Annotated in this window: 21 protein-coding genes, 2 tRNA genes and 1 other RNA gene (1 of these 24 only partly in view); 14 read left to right on the top strand and 10 right to left on the bottom strand. The window is 71.1% G+C overall.

The window, feature by feature from the left end; translation table 11 throughout:
* Window positions 1–29 carry the 5' portion of an S-ribosylhomocysteine lyase gene (locus AUC44_RS00400; protein ID WP_062156902.1) on the bottom strand. 439 nt of this gene lie to the left of the window's left edge, so only the first 29 of its 468 coding nucleotides appear in the window; it begins with the start codon at window positions 27–29; its stop codon lies off the left edge, out of view.
* Between the two features lie 137 nt (window positions 30–166).
* On the opposite strand from AUC44_RS00400, the gene lspA reads away from it, so the two are divergent.
* Window positions 167–691: a signal peptidase II gene (gene lspA / locus AUC44_RS00395; RefSeq protein ID WP_231724489.1), complete on the top strand. Its 525-nt coding sequence runs from the start codon at window positions 167–169 to the stop codon at window positions 689–691.
* 121 nt (window positions 692–812) lie between these two features.
* Here lspA and rpmB read toward each other — a convergent pair whose 3' ends face one another.
* Window positions 813–1,028, bottom strand: coding sequence for a 50S ribosomal protein L28 (gene rpmB / locus AUC44_RS00390; protein ID WP_062156900.1), 216 nt, complete (start codon window positions 1,026–1,028; stop codon window positions 813–815).
* A 293-nt stretch (window positions 1,029–1,321) separates the two neighbouring features.
* Window positions 1,322–1,588, bottom strand: coding sequence for a GlsB/YeaQ/YmgE family stress response membrane protein (locus tag AUC44_RS00385; RefSeq protein ID WP_062156899.1), 267 nt, complete (start codon window positions 1,586–1,588; stop codon window positions 1,322–1,324).
* A 325-nt stretch (window positions 1,589–1,913) separates the two neighbouring features.
* Here AUC44_RS00385 and thrB point away from each other — a divergent pair, with 325 nt between their 5' ends.
* Window positions 1,914–2,849 (top strand): homoserine kinase, encoded by a 936-nt coding sequence (gene thrB / locus AUC44_RS00380; RefSeq protein WP_062156898.1) that lies wholly within the window; start codon window positions 1,914–1,916, stop codon window positions 2,847–2,849.
* A gap of 128 nt (window positions 2,850–2,977) precedes the next feature.
* Here the strand turns inward: thrB and AUC44_RS00375 are convergent.
* Window positions 2,978–3,054: transfer RNA gene (locus AUC44_RS00375), tRNA-Pro, on the bottom strand.
* Window positions 3,055–3,162: 108 nt separating this feature from the next.
* Here AUC44_RS00375 and AUC44_RS00370 point away from each other — a divergent pair.
* Window positions 3,163–4,398 (top strand): aminopeptidase, encoded by a 1,236-nt coding sequence (locus tag AUC44_RS00370; protein ID WP_062156897.1) that lies wholly within the window; start codon window positions 3,163–3,165, stop codon window positions 4,396–4,398.
* A gap of 80 nt (window positions 4,399–4,478) precedes the next feature.
* Here AUC44_RS00370 and AUC44_RS00365 read toward each other — a convergent pair whose 3' ends face one another.
* A complete protein-coding gene (locus AUC44_RS00365; RefSeq protein WP_231724488.1) occupies window positions 4,479–5,201 on the bottom strand; it encodes a carbonic anhydrase in 723 nt (240 codons plus the stop codon).
* Between the two features lie 88 nt (window positions 5,202–5,289).
* On the opposite strand from AUC44_RS00365, the gene AUC44_RS00360 reads away from it, so the two are divergent.
* Both AUC44_RS00360 and AUC44_RS00355 read left to right on the top strand, forming a co-directional pair.
* Window positions 5,290–5,643, top strand: coding sequence for a hypothetical protein (locus AUC44_RS00360; protein WP_062156895.1), 354 nt, complete (start codon window positions 5,290–5,292; stop codon window positions 5,641–5,643).
* A gap of 82 nt (window positions 5,644–5,725) precedes the next feature.
* Window positions 5,726–5,935 carry a hypothetical protein gene (locus tag AUC44_RS00355; RefSeq protein ID WP_062156894.1) on the top strand — a complete coding sequence of 70 codons (210 nt, stop codon included), beginning with the start codon at window positions 5,726–5,728 and terminating at the stop codon, window positions 5,933–5,935.
* A 75-nt stretch (window positions 5,936–6,010) separates the two neighbouring features.
* Here the strand turns inward: AUC44_RS00355 and ffs are convergent.
* Window positions 6,011–6,109: signal recognition particle sRNA small type (gene ffs, locus AUC44_RS00350), an RNA gene on the bottom strand.
* Window positions 6,110–6,236: 127 nt separating this feature from the next.
* Window positions 6,237–6,320, bottom strand: a tRNA-Leu gene (locus AUC44_RS00340).
* Window positions 6,321–6,500: 180 nt separating this feature from the next.
* Here AUC44_RS00340 and rpsO point away from each other — a divergent pair.
* On the top strand, window positions 6,501–6,776 hold the full coding sequence (gene rpsO / locus AUC44_RS00335) for a 30S ribosomal protein S15 (RefSeq protein ID WP_046843787.1): 276 nt from the start codon (window positions 6,501–6,503) through the stop codon (window positions 6,774–6,776).
* A gap of 59 nt (window positions 6,777–6,835) precedes the next feature.
* On the opposite strand, the gene AUC44_RS00330 is transcribed toward rpsO, so the two are convergent.
* Window positions 6,836–7,282 (bottom strand): gamma-glutamylcyclotransferase family protein, encoded by a 447-nt coding sequence (locus AUC44_RS00330; RefSeq protein ID WP_062156893.1) that lies wholly within the window; start codon window positions 7,280–7,282, stop codon window positions 6,836–6,838.
* 88 nt (window positions 7,283–7,370) lie between these two features.
* Between AUC44_RS00330 and AUC44_RS00325 the strand changes: the two genes are divergently transcribed.
* The 3 genes from AUC44_RS00325 (at window position 7,371) to AUC44_RS00315 (ending at window position 9,859) form a co-directional block, all read left to right on the top strand.
* Window positions 7,371–8,540, top strand: a complete 1,170-nt coding sequence (locus tag AUC44_RS00325; protein WP_062156892.1) for a S1C family serine protease — start codon at window positions 7,371–7,373, stop codon at window positions 8,538–8,540.
* Window positions 8,541–8,636: 96 nt separating this feature from the next.
* A complete protein-coding gene (locus tag AUC44_RS00320; protein ID WP_062156891.1) occupies window positions 8,637–9,095 on the top strand; it encodes a hypothetical protein in 459 nt (152 codons plus the stop codon).
* A 77-nt stretch (window positions 9,096–9,172) separates the two neighbouring features.
* Window positions 9,173–9,859 carry a hypothetical protein gene (locus AUC44_RS00315; RefSeq protein ID WP_062156890.1) on the top strand — a complete coding sequence of 229 codons (687 nt, stop codon included), beginning with the start codon at window positions 9,173–9,175 and terminating at the stop codon, window positions 9,857–9,859.
* Window positions 9,860–9,925: 66 nt separating this feature from the next.
* On the opposite strand, the gene AUC44_RS00310 is transcribed toward AUC44_RS00315, so the two are convergent.
* On the bottom strand, window positions 9,926–10,681 hold the full coding sequence (locus tag AUC44_RS00310) for a GNAT family N-acetyltransferase (protein WP_062156889.1): 756 nt from the start codon (window positions 10,679–10,681) through the stop codon (window positions 9,926–9,928).
* A 95-nt stretch (window positions 10,682–10,776) separates the two neighbouring features.
* Between AUC44_RS00310 and AUC44_RS00305 the strand changes: the two genes are divergently transcribed.
* From AUC44_RS00305 to AUC44_RS00285, 5 genes are all read left to right on the top strand, one after another.
* Window positions 10,777–11,250, top strand: a complete 474-nt coding sequence (locus tag AUC44_RS00305) for a DUF350 domain-containing protein (protein WP_062156888.1) — start codon at window positions 10,777–10,779, stop codon at window positions 11,248–11,250.
* 98 nt (window positions 11,251–11,348) lie between these two features.
* Complete coding sequence (locus AUC44_RS00300; protein WP_062156887.1) at window positions 11,349–13,778, top strand: glutamine--tRNA ligase/YqeY domain fusion protein; 2,430 nt, start codon at window positions 11,349–11,351, stop codon at window positions 13,776–13,778.
* 66 nt (window positions 13,779–13,844) lie between these two features.
* On the top strand, window positions 13,845–14,915 hold the full coding sequence (locus tag AUC44_RS00295) for an agmatine deiminase family protein (RefSeq protein WP_062156886.1): 1,071 nt from the start codon (window positions 13,845–13,847) through the stop codon (window positions 14,913–14,915).
* Between the two features lie 45 nt (window positions 14,916–14,960).
* Entirely contained in the window at window positions 14,961–15,302 is a 342-nt protein-coding gene (locus AUC44_RS00290) for a hypothetical protein (RefSeq protein ID WP_197408557.1), read from the top strand.
* A 22-nt stretch (window positions 15,303–15,324) separates the two neighbouring features.
* The gene (locus AUC44_RS00285; RefSeq protein ID WP_062156884.1) at window positions 15,325–16,437 is read left to right on the top strand and encodes a GNAT family N-acetyltransferase; all 1,113 of its coding nucleotides are present in this window, start codon (window positions 15,325–15,327) and stop codon (window positions 16,435–16,437) included.
* 1 nt (window position 16,438) lies between these two features.
* Here AUC44_RS00285 and AUC44_RS16720 read toward each other — a convergent pair whose 3' ends face one another.
* Window positions 16,439–17,320: a VOC family protein gene (locus tag AUC44_RS16720; protein WP_062156883.1), complete on the bottom strand. Its 882-nt coding sequence runs from the start codon at window positions 17,318–17,320 to the stop codon at window positions 16,439–16,441.
* Window positions 17,321–17,356 lie beyond the last annotated feature (36 nt).

Genomic DNA, 17,356 nt, shown 5'->3' with positions numbered 1-17,356 from the left:
TCCAGATCGAAGGATTCGACGTTCGCCATACCCCTGATTGTGCCCCTTTCCGCCGCGCGCAACCGGAAGGCGTGGCCCACTCCTATAGATAGAGGGCCTGCCCGCCGGACATCCGTGAAGGCCACTGATCTCGCGCCGTCCCGGACGCCTTCATATACTGCGCGTCGTGCCCACCCTGATCGATCACCCGCGCCGCGCGCCCGCGTGGCTGCCCCTCGTCCTTGCCGCGCTGCTGATCGTCGCCGATCAGGCCCTGAAAGCCTGGGCGCTCGCGAACCTGCAGGAGAACGCGCCCGCGCAGCCGTTCATCCCTGGACTGATCGACTGGGTGTTGACCTTCAACACCGGCGCCGCGTGGAGCATGTTCAGTGGCAGCGCCGCGCCCCTCGCGCTGGGCCGGCTGCTGATCGGCCTGGGCATCCTGGTGTATCTCTTCATCCGTCCCCAGCCCCGCCTGCTGAGCGTCACGCTGAGCATGATCGCCGCTGGCGCCATCGGCAACGCCATCGACGGCCTGCGCCAGGGCAAGGTCACCGACATGATCCACTCACCCGTGCTGAGCAGCGTCACGCAGGCCCTGAACGCCGGCAACTTCCCGATCTTCAACATCGCCGACTCATGCGTGGTGCTGGGCACCATCCTGCTGATCGTCGCGAGTTTCCTGGGTGACCGCCGCAAACCCCGCATCTGAGTCCGGTGCAAGGCTGACCGCTGCCCCTCACCTCGGGCAGCGGTTGTGCTTTATGGCGCCTGTCAAAGCGTGTCGCCCCCAGCCACGGGGGCAGGGGGCGACAGCGATTCCTGATCAGGGATCAGGCGACGGCCTTACGGCACTTGCTGCACACACGCAGGCGGAGGCTCACGCCACCGCGCGTCACGGTCAGGGGCTGCAGGTTGGGCTTCTGAACACGCTTGGTGACGCCCGTGACCTTGCGACCCACGCCGCCCGCAGCGCGGGCCTTACCGCGGCGGACGACCGAGTTCACCACGATCGGCCCCTTACCGCATACTTCGCACACTTTCGCCATGATGACTCTCCTTCTTGAGCCTGATTTTTCCTTCTGGGTCGGGGGGGTACCCGTTCTGGGTGCCGTGCCGCGCCGATCCAAATCAGACAAGCCGTCCGAATGTAGCACACGGGGAGGGCAGCAGGCAAAGGGCACCGGTCATCCGGTCTCCCGCATGCAGGGCCGGCCATACACACCCCGGGGCAGCCACCTGCCTCGCCCGCCGACCTCTCTGCCTGAAGCTCGCTGGCACCCGGCAGCAGAAACCGGACGGGCACGAGGCCTGTCCGGTGATTGGGGGTTCGGGACCGAGTTTAGCGCAGAACGCGCAGGGCTTTCAGGATCGCGATCAGGACCACGCTGCCGATCACACCCCACACGATGCTCCAGAAGCTGAAGCCGTTGCCCGCCACGTCGCCGCCGATGTTCAGCCAGCTGCCGAAGATGGCCTGGGCAAGCAGGCTGCCCACGATACCGATCAGGATGTTCGCGATCGCGCCCTGCTGAGCGTCCGTTTTCATGATGAGGCTCGCGAGCCAGCCGCACAGCGCACCAACCAGAATAGTAATGATCCAACCCATGATTCCTACCTCCGTTCTTTAGTTACTTGCGATGGGATTCAACGATTCCTGCGTTCGCTGTGAACCGTTCGTTGTGAACGCAGCATGCGACCCGCCAAAACCCCCAATTGTGGAGACCCGTACTTTCTCAAGGGCGGTTGAAGACGGGATGGATGTCCCGCAAACCTGCCCTAAGGAAAGCAGGCCCAGACACCCTGGCTGACGCTCATATCTGACCTGACCCGAAAGACAGTTACGGCGCTACGCTATGGAATTGTCTTACCGCGGCGCGCCCCCCACCCCAGCCTGCCCGCTAGCATGGCGGGCACACGGAGGCCTCCACGACATGCCCGGAAACCCACCCCCATCCCACCTCACGCCGTTCACGGTGCGTGCCCCAGCCAGCAGCGCGAACCTCGGGCCCGGGTTCGACAGCCTGGGCCTGAGCGTGCCGCTCTACACCACCCTGCGCGTCACCCCGCAGGCCACCACGGAAGTGGTGCCGCTGGGCGCCGAACTGGAGGGCACGCCCGCCGACGAGAGCAACTACGTGTACCGCGCCATGGGCCTGGCCGCCCGGCGGGCCGGCCGCCCCCTGCCCCCCGCCCGCATCGAGATCGAGACCGAGGTGCCCCTGGCCCGCGGACTGGGCAGCAGCGCCGCCGCGCTGGTCGCCGGGATCGTCGCCGGCAACGAGCTGCTGGGCCGCCCCCTGGACGACCTGGCGGTGCTGGACGTCGCCGCGCGCGAGGAAGGCCACCCGGACAACGTCGCCCCGGCCCTGTTCGGCGGGATCGTCGTCGCCACGCTGGACAAACTGGGCACCCACTACGTGCGCCTGGACCCACCCGCCCACCTGGGCGTGACCGTGCTGATCCCGGACTTCGAGCTGAGCACCAGCAAGGCCCGCGCCGTGCTGCCCAAGGAGTACAGCCGCGCCGACGCCGTGCACGCCCTCTCGCACGCGGCGCTGCTGGCCGCCGCGCTCGCGCAGGGCCGCCTGGACCTGCTGCGCCACGCCATGCAGGACTACATCCACCAGATCTGGCGCGCCCCCCTGGTCCCCGGCCTGAGCGACATCCTGGAGGAAGCCTGGAAGCACGGCGCACTCGGTGCGGCCCTGAGCGGCGCCGGGCCCACCGTGCTGTGCTTCCACGACACCCGTGAGCCCACCGCGCCCCTGCACACCTACCTGCACGGCGTGATGAAGCGCAACGGCCTGGAGGGGCGCGTGCTGGACTTCCCCATCGACGCGGCCGGGACCCTCATTGAGCGGGGGTAACGACCTCGCCACCGGCAGGCGCCGCCCCTGATCTCATGGGGCGGCGCTTCCATACCGGACATCAGTCGATGCGGAACATCCGCACACAAAAGAAGAACCGGAGCGATCTCTCACTCCGGTTCTTGTGCTGGTCGAGGCGGCGAGATTTGAACTCACGACCCCTACCACCCCAAGGTAGTGCGCTACCAGGCTGCGCTACGCCTCGACATCCAGCCCCAAAACTATAGGGGGCCTTCCGGATTCCGTCAAGGGCGTGCCGGGTTGGCGGGACGGACTTTGTATATGCCGGGGCTGCGTGGCTATCCTGCCGGACATGACCCTGTCTTTTGACGAGAAGCTGCGCAACTACGCGCGTCTGGCGGTGCGGGTGGGCCTGGGCGTGAAGCCCGGCCAGCGCGTGCTGGTGCAGGCCCCGGTGGAAACCGCCCAGCTGGCGCGGCTGGTGGTGCGCGAGGCGTACGCGGCCGGCGCGAGCTTCGTGGACGTGCGCTGGGATGATGACGACGTGCAGCTGGCGCGCTTCGAGCTGGCGCCGGACGGGACGTTCGAGCAGATCAGCCGCTGGCGCGTGGACGCCGAGATTGAGACGGCCGAGGCCGGCGGCGCGGTGATCGCCATCCGCGCGACGAACCCGAACCTGCTGGGCGGCGTGGACCCCGAGCGCGTGGCGACCCATCAGCGGACCGTGGCCGCGTACCGCCGCCCGTACACCGCGCAGGTCATGACCAACCGCCTGAACTGGAACCTGATCAGCGCGCCCGTGAGCGGCTGGGCGCAGCTGATGTTCCCCGACGCGAGCGCCGAGCAGGCCGTCGCGCAGCAGTGGGACGCGATCTTCGCCGCGACCCGCGCCGATCAGGCGGACGCGGTGGAGCGCTGGGAGGCGCATCTGGGTGACCTGAAGCGCCGCCGCGACCTGCTGACCGGCAAGCAGTACGCCGCGCTGCACTTCCAGGGCGGCGGGACGGACCTGACGGTGGGCCTCGCGGACGATCACGTGTGGGGCGGCGGCGCGGCCGACACGCCCGGCGGGATCACGTTCACGGCGAACATCCCCACCGAGGAGGTCTGGACCGCCCCGCACCGCGAGCGGGTGAACGGCACGGTGGTCAGCACCAAGCCGCTGTCGTACAACGGCACGCTGATCGACGGCATCCGCATCGAGTTCAAGGACGGCCGGATCAGCGGGGCGAGCGCCGAGAAGGGCGAGGGCGCGCTGCTGAAGATGATCGAGACGGACGAGGGCAGCCACCGCCTGGGCGAGGTGGCCCTGGTGCCGCACTCCAGCCCCATCAGCCGCTCGGGCCTGTTCTTCTTCAACACCCTGTACGACGAGAACGCCGCCTCGCACATCGCGATCGGCAGCGCGTACCGCTTCAACGTGAAAGGCGGCGTGGACATGAGCCTGGAGGACTTCAACGCCAAGGGCGGCAACGACAGCCTCACGCACGTGGACTGGATGATCGGCAGTGACCGCATCGACGTGGACGGCATCACGCAGGACGGTCAGCGTGAACCCGTGATGCGTGCGGGCGAATTCGTCATCTGAACGCAGAAGGCTCATGGCAGATGGCAGATGGCTCACCAGCCCCGGCCATCTGCCATCTGCTTTCCGCCATCGGCACCCGGTCAGGGCCGCAGGTCGTCCTCGTCCACCAGGAAATCCACGGCGCCGCTGCCGATCTCGTAGTACGCGCCGATCACGCGGATCTTCCCGGCGGCCTCCGCCTCGCGGATGACCGGCTCGTCGCGCAGTAGGCTCACCTGATAGCGGACGTTGTTCAGCACCGCCTCGCGCATGCGGGCCTTCTTGTCGCGGATGGTCGGCATGTCCTGCAGGCTGGGCTGGATGCGGCGGATCAGGTTCTGGAGGTGATGGGGTTCCTCCTGCACCTGGGCTTCCGGCAGCAGGGCCGCCGCGACCGCCCCGCAGGCCTCGTGGCCCATCACGACCACCAGATGCACGTCCAGGTGGCGGATGGCGTACTCCAGGGTGCCCAGCCCGGCCTCGCCGACCACGTTCCCGGCGACGCGCACCACGAACAGCTGACCCAGGCCCTGATCGAACACCAGTTCGACCGGCACGCGGCTGTCACTGCACGCGAGGATCGCGGCGTAGGGCGTCTGCCCCATGATCTGCGCGCGGCGTTCGTTGGCGCTCATCTCGGGGCGGGTCGCCTGCCCGCCGAAGAAGCGGGCGTTCCCGTCCTTGAGGGCCTGGATGGCCGCCTCGGGCGTGGCGACGTCCGACTGCTTGATGTCGGCAATGTCGGCCATGCTGGCCCCACGGCGGATGGCGTCCAGGATGCGGCGCTCGAGGTCTGCAGCGATCGGCGGGGCGGCGTCGTCCATGCGCGGCATGCTACGCCCCGGCCCGGCGCGGCCGCTGAACCCCGTCCAGTCACGTCGGGCCGGGCAGGACCCCCGGTATGCTGCGCGGATGGACACGCTGACTGACCTGCTCGAGCGTTACGCGACCCTGCGCGACACGATCCTGGGCCTGGAAGCCGAGCGCGACGAGCTGGGCGCCCAGATCAAGGCGGCGCTGCTGGAGGGCGAACACGCCGAGACGGACCTGTACCGCGCGACCCTGAAGGCCTCGCGGCGGGTGGAGTACCCGCTGGAGCGCTTCCGGGAGGTGTTCGGGGACGCCGCCGCGCTGGAGGTCGCCACCATCGACCGCAGGCGGGCCGACGCCCTGGTGAAGGCCGGGGATCTGGACGGCGAGCGGCTGCGCGAGCTGGCCGTCGTGAAGGAGACCCAGGCGCTGGTCCTGCAGCCCAAGACCCGCTGACCGGGCGCCCCGGCGCCTGGGCGTGACGCGGGGCTGACCCTCCGGGGACGCTGGCCTGACCGGCGCGCGGCACGCTGGGCACATGACGCTGACCTCTGTGCATCCGCTGCTGAATCCGGCCCTGCCCACCCACCGGCAACTGCCCGGCGACGTGTTCATCTGGACGGGCGCGCATGTCTGGCAGGACCGCGGGGAGATCTGCACCCCCACGGCCCACGTCCGGGCCGAGCGGGAGGTGCGGCAGGCCCGCCTGAGCGGCGCGCAGAGCGAACTGGACCGCCTGACCCGCTGAAGCGCGAACCCCCGAAACGCAGGGGCGGCCCCGACGCGAGGTCCGGGGCCGCCCCTGTTGGTCGGCATGAAAAAAGCATTGCCGGGAAGCAACGGCACCCGCGAATCATCCCTTATGGCTGCTGCCTTCCGGCCCTGACCAGGTTCGAGCGTTCACGCTGCGCTGCGCCAGCAATGCGTCCCAGACCATAGCACACGCCCGCCCGGGCTGTGCAGCCCTGCACGCGGCGGGCGCGGCAGTCCAGCACAGAAGAGCAGTCCAGACAAGAAGAAGCGCCGGGATCCGAAGATCCGGCGCTGTCTGGTGCTCGGGATGGGACTTGAACCCACACAGCTAAGCTACACGCCCCTCAAACGTGCGCGTCTACCAATTCCGCCACCCGAGCATTGGGTGAGAGGCGAAAGCAATACTAGGGGTGAAGTGCGCGCGTGTCAAGACGCACGCTTGCGCCTGCGTGCGGACGTGCTATGCTCTCGTTTGCCGTCGTAACGCGGTCAGGCCCCGGTACAAGCCGGTTTTTTCCTGGCTGACACGCACGGGACACCACAACAAGAGAGGTATCACCATGATCGACAAGAAGCAGACTATCGAGACCCACGCCAAGCACGGCACCGACACCGGCAGCACCGCCGTCCAGATCGCCCTCCTGACCGAGCGCATCAACAACCTGTCGACCCACCTGACTGCCAACAAGAAGGACAAGCACGGCCAGCGCGGCCTGCAGCTCCTGAACGGTCAGCGCCGCCGCCTGCTGAAGTACCTCGAGCGCACCAGCTACGACGAGTACATCGCCCTGACGGACCAGCTGAAGATCCGCCGCGGCCAGCGCATCGTCCGCTAAGACGCGCGCTCCGCAGACCGCCGCCCCCCGCAAGGATGGGCGGCGGTGTTCTTTCTATGTTACCGGCCGTCCTCACCGGGCTGGTCGCGGTCCGGCACGTCCCGCCAGTCGCCGGTGGGCACCACGCTCGCGCCCGGCGCCCGCAGGCGGTCCGCGCGGGCATACACGTAGACCCAGGCGGTGAGGGCCTCTCCCCCATCCACCTGCAGGGACGCGAGCCGGCGGGTGTACAGGGGCGGCGTGTCGTGCAGGCCCTCCAGGTGGTCCAGGCCGGGCAGGGCCGCCTCCCACGCCTGGGGGTCGTAGGTCAGGACCGCGCCGCGCACCGCCGCGTCCGCCGGGCCGGGGCGCAGGGCCGGGTAGCCCTCGGGATGCAGGTGATGCAGGGTGAAGCCGCGCATCGTGGCGGGCCGCGCCGTGAAGCCCCGCGCGGCGACATGCGCGTTGCGTTCGCCGGGGAGCAGGGTGCCGTACACGAACACGCGGGGGGGGCCGGGGTCGGTCATGCCCGGACTGTAACGCCCGAACTGGCCGGATGTTCAAATGGAGAGTTGCGCCACAGCCGCCCCACAGGCCCCGCGCGCAGAATGGCCCATGAACCTCAAGCGCGCGCCGGGCGTCCTCGCCCGCCCTGCCCTGTTGGCCCCGCTGCTCACCGCGCTGCTCGCGGCGTCTCCGGCGGAGGCCCAGACGACACCAGCGCCCACCGCGACGCCCACGACGACGCCCGCCACCCCGCAGGAGCGCCGGGTCAGGAGCGCCGCGCCCCTGAGCGCCGCCGAGCAGGCCGCGCTCCAGGCGCTGGTCAGCCGGGTGCGCCCCGCCACCGTGCGCGTGGAGCAGTGCCGCGCCACCCAGTGCGACGACCCGGACGGCCTGGGCTCCGGCGTGCTGATCAGCGCGGACGGCCTGATCCTCACCGCGTACCACGTCATCCGGGGCGCACCGGACCTGAGCGTGCAGCTGCTGAACAAGACCCGCTACCCGGCGCAGGTGATCGGGTACAACGACCAGGACGACCTCGCCCTGCTGCGCGTGAACGTGCCCAGGGGAACGCCGTTCCTGCCGCTGGCCGCCGCGCGCCCCGCCGTGGGCGAGACCGCGCTGGCGATCGGCAACGGCGGCGGGGCGTTCCTGACGCCCAAGACCGGGCGGCTGCTGGGCCTGGACAGCGACCCGGGCCGCGCGGACTTCCCGCCCGGCACGCTGGAGATGAACGCCCCGCTGATCCCGGGCGACAGTGGCGGCCCGGTCGTGAACGTCAAAGGTGAGGTGACCGGCATCGTGAGCTACATCCGCATGACGCCGGGCAACCAGCCGCGTTCGTACGCGGTGCCCGTGACGACCACCGATGCGCGCGTGGCCGCCCTGAAACGCGGCGAGAAGCGCGACGCGCCCGTGATCGGCATCGGGCTGGACGGCGTGTTCTCGGGCCTGTTCTACCTGCCCAGCGCGGGCTTTCAGGAACTGACGAAACTGCTGAAACTGGGCGAGACCCCCGGGGCGTTCTTCACGAGCGTGTCGCGCGGCAGTCCGGCGGCGCAGGCCGGGCTGAAACCGCTGGTGCTGAACGGCGATTCGCAGCGGGTCTCCGGGGACATCGTGACGGCCGTGAACGGCAAGCGGATCGTGAATTTCGCGGAGTTCCAGTACGCGGTGCGCGCCTACCAGCCGGGCGACACCGTGACCCTGAGCGTGCTGCGGGACGGTAAGCCGCTGGAGGTGAAGCTCACCCTGGTGGGCCGAAGCAAGTTGAGCAACTGAGCAGCGAAGCAGAGGAGGTCGGGGCGCGCTAACCCCGACCTTCATATTGTCGTAATATCACTTGACAATTCTGCTTTTAACAGAATAATGCGAACTATGGACACCCTGAAAAAAGCCGGAGCCATGCTGGCCCACCTCGACCTCTTCCACCAGATGCTCGACCTGCGCGGCCTGCTGCAACTCGCCGCGCACATGGAAGAACGCGGCGACCGCGTCACCCTCATCAGCCCCGAGAGCATCACCCTGATCGGCGCCGACATGCACACCGACCCCGTCATCACCACCAGCAAGGGCGCCACCATCCAGGCGCCCACCGCCTACCGCGTCCTGCACAGCCTCAAGGGCCACGAGGCGCCCGAGTACGCCGTCACCCGCGAGGAACTCGCCGCGCTGAATGCCCGCGCCGTCACCGAACTCGAAAGCAGCGACGCCCTGCGCGCCTTCGACGCCACCCTGACCCGCATCACGGCCCCCGTCGACACCGGCGAGCGCCCCAGCCGCACCCGCCGCGCCCCCGACGCCGAGGCCACCCCCACCGAGCAGCCCGCCGCCTGAGAGACCGGACGCTGCTGACCGCTCCATCCGGGTTCCTCATCAGCCGCGCTTCACGCCCAGCCGCTAGCCTGGGACCCGTGAAGCGCGGCCCCCTGTTCCCCACTACCCTCCTGCTCCTGCTGGGCCCCCTTCAGCTGGGCGCCGCCCACGCCCAGCCTGCCCCGGACCCGCTGGACGGCGGCGACTACGCGCAGGTGTACGCCCGCGCCCAGGCGGGCGGGGACGCCGTGACCGCCAGCCGCGCCGCCGCTGCCATGACCGAGTACCGCGCCGGGGGCCGCGACTGGGCGGCCCGCGCCGCGCAGGCCGCCCGGCAGGCCACCGCCGCCCGCCCCGGCGACCCCGACGCGCAGCTCGCCCTCGGCAGCGCCCTGGGCCTCCAGGCCCGCGCTGCCGGATACACCCTGGGCGCGCTGAACACCGCGCAGCAGGCCCGCGCCGCCCTGGACCGCGCCCTGAACCTCGCGCCGGACCGCGCCGACATCCAGGCGGTGCTGGCCGAATGGCACGCCGGCGCCTGGGCCAAAGCCGGGATCTTCAGCGGCGGCAACCAGGAGCGCGCCCGGACCCTGGCCACCGCCGCCGCCCGCCGCGCCCCCGACACTCTGTTCGTGCAGGTCCACGCGGGCATCGCCCTGAGTCTCATCCACGATCCGCAGGCCCGCGCCACCCTGACCCGCGCCGTCACGCTGGACGCCCGCACCCCCCTGGACCGTGACATCCAGGCACAGGCCAGGCGCGTGCTGGACGGACTGAAGCCGTAGAACGTCTGAGGGTCTGAACGTCGCAGGGCCTCAGGGACCGGCATCCACCCTCAGCCTCTGCGACCTTCAGACCTCCTGACCTTCACTCCACCATGTGGCCGTGCTCGTGCCGGGGAGGAGCCGCACGTCTTCTGTGGGTCCGGCGCGGTCGGCGAGGGCCTGCGCTTCGGCGCGGGCGCGCTCCTCGCCCAGCCAGCCGCTCCAGTAGGCGCGGAGGATGCCGGTCACGAGGGCCAGCGGCACAGTCCGGGCGGGACGGGCGGGCTGGAACAGCAGGTCCAGGTCGGTGAGGGGACCGCCGTCCGGGCCGCCCACCGGCTGCCAGTAGGGAAGGTCCACGGTGCGCAGGCCCAGGGCGTGCAGCGCGGCGCGCCGCCCAGCAGGATCCATGCCGGTCGCGGCCTCGGCAGCGCGGTCCGCCCCACTCTGGCGGTCGGGGTGGACGCTGTCGGCGAACATGCCCGCCAGCCCCGCCTCGCGGATGACGCGCAGGGTCTCGCCGTGCAGGGCGCGGCCCACGCCCAGGCCGCGCGCGGCGCGGCTGACAGCCATGAACGAGTTGAAGCCCGCCCCGCGCAGCCCGCCGGGCAGGGGCAGCAGGGCGTACAGGGTGCCGCCCATCACCTCGCCTTCCGGGGTCTGCGCGACGAGCAGGCGGTCCTCCCGCTCCGGGGTGCGGCGGGTGATGAGGTGCCCGAAGACCTCCGGGGGAATCAGCATGTCCGGCGCGTAGTAGCTGGCCTCCTGCACGCGGCCGAACGCGGCGATGGCCGGGTCGCTGGGGTCGGTCACGTGCCGCAGCGTGAACGTGGGTGGGGTCATGCCGCGCAGGGTACCGGGGCGGCGCGCGGGGCACTGCGAGCCAGCGCGACATTCCGACCCGGCCTGTGGGGGCGCTCCCTGTATAACTGGAGGTCATGACCCCCACCGACCTGCTGACGACCCTGGTGACCGAGCTGGGCTGGAACCTCGCCGTGTGGCTGCCGACGCTGCTGATCAGCCTGCTGTTCATCCGCGCGGTGCTGGGCGTGCGGGTGCGGGAACTGATCACCGAGATCGAGGAGCACCAGACAGCCGCGATCGGCGCGGTGTTCTTCTGGGTGTCGCTGGGCTTCAGCCTGCTCCTGAGCCGCACCATCGCCAGTCCCGTCCCCGACGGCGGCACCTGGACCGAGGCGTTCACGTGGCTGGCGGTGGCGGTCATCGTGACGCTGCTGCTGTTCACGCTGGGCGTCCTGGCGGTGTTCGGCACGCTGGCCCGCCGCCAGGGTGAGGGCGTGCTGCGCTACATCCGGCGCGAGATGCGCGAGGAGCACAACCTGGCGCTGTCGTTCATCATGGGCGCGCTCTTTCTAGTGCCCGCCGTCGTCACGTACCACGTCACGCTGTAGGCCCGGATCTGCCCACGCCCCCGGAACCGTGTCTCCGGGGGCGTGAACTGTTGTCGGGCTCGGGCGCCCCCGTCCCTACCCCCGCTATGCTGGGCGGCATGACGGCCCCCGACTCCACCCCTCCCGCCGCCGGCGACCGCGCGCCGCGCGTGGCCCCGAACTTCATCACCGAGATCATCGAACGCGACCTGAGAAGCGGCAGGTACCCGCAGGTCGTGACGCGCTTCCCGCCCGAGCCCAGCGGGTACGCGCACCTGGGGCACATCTTCGCGTCGTTCCTGGATTTCCAGACGGCCGCGCAGTACGGCGGGCGCTACCACCTGCGCATGGACGACACCAACCCGGACCTCGCCACGCAGGAGTACGCCGACGCCATCGCGGACGACCTGCGCTGGCTGGGCTGGGACTGGGGCGAGCACCTGTACTACGCCAGCGACCACTTCGAGCAGTACTACGCGTACGCCGAGCAGCTAGTAAAGCAGGGCGACGCGTACGTGGATTCCGTGACCGGGGACGAGATGGCCCGCCTGCGCGGCGACGCCCGCACGCCCGGCACGCCCAGCCCCTACCGGGACCGCACGCCCGAGGAGAACCTGGACCTGCTGCGGCGCATGCGCGCCGGTGAGTTCGCGGACGGCGCGCACGTGCTGCGCGCGAAGATCGACCTGGGCAGCCCGAACATGAAGCTGCGCGACCCGGTGCTGTACCGCATCCTGCGCGGCCACCACTACCGCGCGGGGGACGCGTGGTGCATCTACCCCATGTACGACTTCCAGCACCCCATCCAGGACGCGCTGGAGGGCGTGACGCACTCGATGTGCAGCCTGGAGTTCGTGGACAACCGCGCCATCTACGACTGGCTGATGGAAAAACTGGGCTTCAGCCCGCGTCCGCACCAGTACGAGTTCGGGCGGCGCGGCCTGGAGTACACGATCACCAGCAAGCGCAAGCTGCGCCGGCTGGTGGAGGCCGGGGCGGTGAACGGCTGGGACGACCCGCGCATGCCCACGCTGCGCGCGCAGCGTCGCCTGGGCGTCACGCCGGAGGCCGTGCGGGCCTTCGCGGCGCAGATCGGCGTGAGCCGCACGAACCGCACCGTGGACCTCAGCGTGTACGAGAACGCGGTGCGCAGCGACCTGAACCACCGCGCGCCGCGCGTGATGGCGGTGCTGGACCCGCTACCCGTCACCCTGGAGAACCTGACCGAGGCGCAGACGCTGAGTCTCCCCTACTGGCCGTTCGACGTGGTGCGCGACTCGCCCGACGGACTGGTCGCCCTGCCGGACGGGGAGCGCGTGGCCCCCGAGGTCGCGGTGCGCGACGTGCCGCTGACCCGCGAACTCGTCATCGAACGCGACGACTTCAACCCCGAGCCGCCCAGGGGCTTCAAGCGCCTGACGCTGGGCGGTACGGTGCGCCTGCGCGGGGCGGGCATCATCCGCGCCGACCGCTTCGACGTGGATGACAGCGGGCAGGTGACGCGCGTGTACGCCACGCTGCTGGGCGAGGACGCCAGGGCGGGCGGCGTGATCCACTGGGTCAGCGCCGAGCAGGGCGTGCCCGCCGAGTTCCGCCTGTACGACCGCCTGTTCCGCGTGCCCAACCCCGAGGCGGCCAACCCCGAGGACGCGCAGGCCGAGCCCATCGCCCCCGACTTCGACCCCGAGGAGATCGGGCACGAGGACGAGACCAAACCCCTCGACGCGGGCTTCATGGCGTTCCTGAACCCCACCAGCCTGCGCGTCACGCGCGGACTGGTGGAACCCAGCGTCACGCGCGACCCCGCAGGCACCCGCTACCAGTTCGAGCGGCAGGGCTACTTCTGGCGCGACCCGGTGGACAGCCGCGAGGACGCCCTGGTGTTCGGGCGGATCATCACCCTGAAGGACGCCTGGGCGAAAGCTGCGCAGAAGGCCGAGGCGCCCGCCAAGGCCCCCAGGCCCGCCAAGGCGCAGGCCCCGAAGACCGAGCCGACCGAGAAGGCCGCGCCCGCCGCCCTGAGCCCCGAACAGGAGGCCGAGGTGACCCGCCTGACCACCCTGGGCGTCCCGGACGCCGAGGCCCGCACCCTTGCCCGGGACGCCGCGCTGCTGGCCTTCCTGGGCGGCGCCACCCCGGACGGGACGTTCGCGCAGGTCGCCAGCTGGGCCGCGAACGACCTCGCACCGGGCCTGCGCGCCGGGGCAGTCCGCGTGGCGGCCGCCGACCTCGCCCCGCTGGCCGCGCTGCTGAGTGACAAGAAGGTCACCACCCGCGTCGCCCGCGAGGTCCTCGCCCGCGCCGCGCAGACCGGCGAGGCGCCCGCCGCGATCATCGAGCGCGAGAACCTCGCCGGGGGCCTCAGCGAGGACGCCCTGAACGCCGCCATCGCGCAGGTCATGGCCGACAACGCCGACAAGGTGGACGCCTACCGGGGCGGCCGCACCGCGCTGCTGGGCTTCTTCACCGGGCAGGTCATGCGCGCCACCGGCGGCAAGGCCGACCCGACCACGCTGAACGCCGCCCTCCAGGCCGCACTGAACGGCTGAGCCGCACCACATCCGGTGTTCCCGGCCTTCCGTTTCAGGGAGGCCGGGTCTGTTTTAATGACCCCCATGTCTGACGTGACCCCCGCCGACCTGCCCCGTGACCTGGGCTTCGCCATGCCCGCCGAGTGGGCCGAGCACGCCGCCACCTGGATGAGCTGGCCCGCCGACGACGACCTGTGGTTCGGGCACCTGGAGGGCGTGCGCGCCGAGTTCGCCGAGCTGGTACGCACCATCGCCCGCTTCGAGCCGGTGCAGCTGCTCGTGCGGGACGAGGAGAGCAGCGCCGACGCCCGCGCGCGGCTGGGCGGCGCGGACGTGACCTTCCACGACGTGCCGCTGGACGACGTGTGGATGCGCGATAACGGCCCCATCTTCGTGAAGCGGGCCCAGGCGGACGGGAACGGGGACCTGGCGCTGGTGGACTGGAAGTTCAACTCCTGGGGCGGGAAGTTCAACTGGTCGAACGACGACCGCGTGCCTGAGTACGTCGCCGGGCAGCTGGGCACGCACCGCTGGGCGCAGCCGTTCGTGCTCGAAGGCGGCGGGCTGGAGGTGAACGGCCGCGGCGTGGGCCTGACCACGCGGTCGTGCTTCCTGACCGACACCCGCAACCCCGGCCTGACCGAGGAAGGCTACGCGTTCCTGCTGGCCGACACGCTGGGCGTGCGCAAACTGCTGTGGCTGGACGGCGGGCTGGAGAACGACCACACCGACGGGCACATCGACACCATCACCCGCTTCACCGACGAGCGGACCATCGTCACCAGCGTCGAGCCCAACCCCGAGGACCCCAACCACGCGGTCATGGCGAAGAACCTCGCGGACCTGCGGGCCATGACCGACCAGGACGGGCAGCCCTTCCACATCGTGGAGCTGCCCCTCCCCGCGAACTACTTGGAGGGCGCGGAGGGCCGCCTGCCGCCCACGTACGCGAACTTCTACATCGGGAACGGGTTCGTGGTCGTCCCGCAGTACGGCGACCCGAACGACGCCCGCGCCCTGGAAGTCCTGACACCCCTGTTCCCCGGGCGCGAGGTGATCGGCCTGAGCAGCCGCGCGATCATCGAGGGTGGCGGCAGCTTCCACTGCGTCACGCAGCAGCAGCCCGCCGGGACGCCCTGGATGCAGGACGCCTGAGGCGTGCCGTTCCGGCCGCTGCCCGGGGATCAGCCGAGTTGCACCGTGGCGTGCCCCGCGTGCGGGCACCGCTGGCTGGTGTACGAGCAGCAGCTGGGCCTGCTGGGGCCCTGCCCGGCCTGCGGCGCGGCCCGACCCCGCTATAGGGGCAGTGTCGCGCCGGGCAGCGGGCGGCAGGTGTCGTTCGGGAGCTTCCGTGCCCTGCTGGATGAGCCGCGCCTGCTGACCCTGATCGGGCAGGCGCTGGGCCTGCGTCCGCTGGACGCCGAACGCTTCGCGGACGCCCAGGGCCGCCAGGTGCCGCTGGAGGACGTCCACTACGCCCTCCAGGGAAACGCGGACTGGCAGGGCGCGCTGTACAACCTGTACATGAGCCGCGCCCGCTGAATACCCGTGCCAGAGTGACGGCGTGACCGACCTTGACCTGGGCGGCGGGTACTCGGCCCGCCCGATCTCGCTGGAGGAGTACCGGGCGGCGTGTGCGCGGCTGGAGGACCGGATCTTCGGTGGGAATTCGCTGTTCGCGTTCGATCCGCCGGTCCGCCCGGCCCCGCCACCCGGCGACTCGTGGCACTGTGGCGTGTACCACGGCGCGGACCTGATCGGCTGGCACCACGCGCACGCGCTGGACGAACGGACCGCGTACATGGCCGACACGGGCCTGCTGCCCGAGCGCCAGGGGCGCGGGGTGTACTCGCGGCTGCTGCCGCACCTGCTGGCGACCTTCCGCGCGGCGGGGTTCACGCTGGTCAAGAGCCACCACCGCGCGACGAACAACGCCGTGATCATCCCGAAGCTCCGCGCCGGATTCCACCTGCAGGGCCTGAACGCCTACGAGGGCGGGGTGAATGCCGCACTGACCCTCAGCCTGGACGGGACGTACGGGCAGGCGATGCACGTCCGCAGCGGCCTGCGCGCGCCATCAGGCGAGGCGGCGCGGCGGCTGGGCCTCCCGGACACGCCAGCGCCGACCCTGGCCGACGCGCCCGACCTGCCCCTCCCGGCAGACGCCGAGGCGGGCGTGGATCTGGGCGGCGGGTACAGTCTGCACCGCGTCACGCCGCAGACGTTCCACGCCGTTTACGGGCAGCTGGAGGCCGCCGCGTACGAGACGGACTCGTGGGCGTGGCCGCACGCCGCGCGCCGGGCCCGGCCGGACACGCCCCGCTGGGCCTGGCTGATCGCGCACGCCGGGCAGGTGGCCGGGTGGCAGCTGTCGCGCGCCTGGGACGACCGCACGGCGTACATGGTGAACACCGCGCTGCTGCCCGCCCACCGGGGCAAGGGGGTGTACACCCACCTGCTGCCGGTCGCACTGGACGCCCTGCGTGCCGGGAGCTTCGATCTGGTGCGCAGCCACCATCACCTGACGAACACCGCCGTCATCCTCCCGAAGTTGCGCGCGGGCTTCCGCTTCCAGGGCGTGCAGATCGACGAGCACGGCGTGATGGCGGTGCTGCTGCGCAGCTTCGACCCGGCGTACGCGGCGTACATGGACCGCCGCAGCGGCCTGACCCGCTGACCTAGCGGCCCGGCGCGGGGCGGAACACGAACACGTGCCCGTCCGGGTCGCGCGCCGCGAGCCGCCCGGCGTCCGCCACGCAGGGCAGCCCCTCGGCCTGCACGCGCGCCGCCACGGCGGGCACGTCCGCGTAGAACTCCAGCAGCGCGTGATCGCCGCCCAGCATGTCGGCCAGGCCCACCTGGGCGTCCCAGGCGTACAGCCAGCGGTGCGGGGTGCCGTTCCCGTCGGGTTCCGGCCAGGGGCCCAGCGTGAACTGCGCGAAATCCCGGTCCTCCTGCTCCTTGGCGAACGCGAAACCGTACGCGCGCGGCAGCCGGGCCTTCATGGCGGCGTAATCGCTGAACGCCAGGGCCGCCTCGCGCAGGCCGATGACCGGCAGGGTGTGCGTGTCGGGCGTCAGCGGGTGGTCTGGCGCCGGGCAGAGCGGCTGGCGCGGGTCGTGGCGGTTCACGCCGCGCAGCTCCAGCCCGTGCCCGAACGGATCGAAGAAGTACAGCGTGGGGTCCGGGTCGTCCGGGGTGCCCAGGTCGATCTCCTGCCAGGGCAGGCCGTGCGTGCCGAGCAGGGTGCGGCAGCGCGGCAGGTCCTCGGGCCTGACCTGAAACGCGAGGTGCAGGTGACCCGCGCCGCGCGCCCGCAGCGGGGCCAGCCACGGCTCGTTCGGCTGGCGCGTCACGGGTTCCCACAGCGTCAGGGACTGCGCGGCGTTCACGCCCAGCCGGGCGACGCGCCGCGGCTCGTCCAGGTGATGCAGCGGCAGGCCCAGCACCTGCCCGTAGAACCGCACGGCGCGCCCCAGGTGATTGACCTCCAGCGTCACGCCCGCGAGGTCGAGGATCGGCGAGGGGCCGCTCAGCGCGGTCGGCACGGCCAGGGTCATGCCCCGAGCGTAGGCCGCCGCCGCGCGCGCCGGGTG

This window comes from Deinococcus actinosclerus (genome assembly GCF_001507665.1).
In the GTDB taxonomy this organism is placed as follows: domain Bacteria; phylum Deinococcota; class Deinococci; order Deinococcales; family Deinococcaceae; genus Deinococcus; species Deinococcus actinosclerus.
Note: the sequence above shows the minus strand (reverse complement) of the source record. Positions and strands in the feature narration are given on the sequence as shown.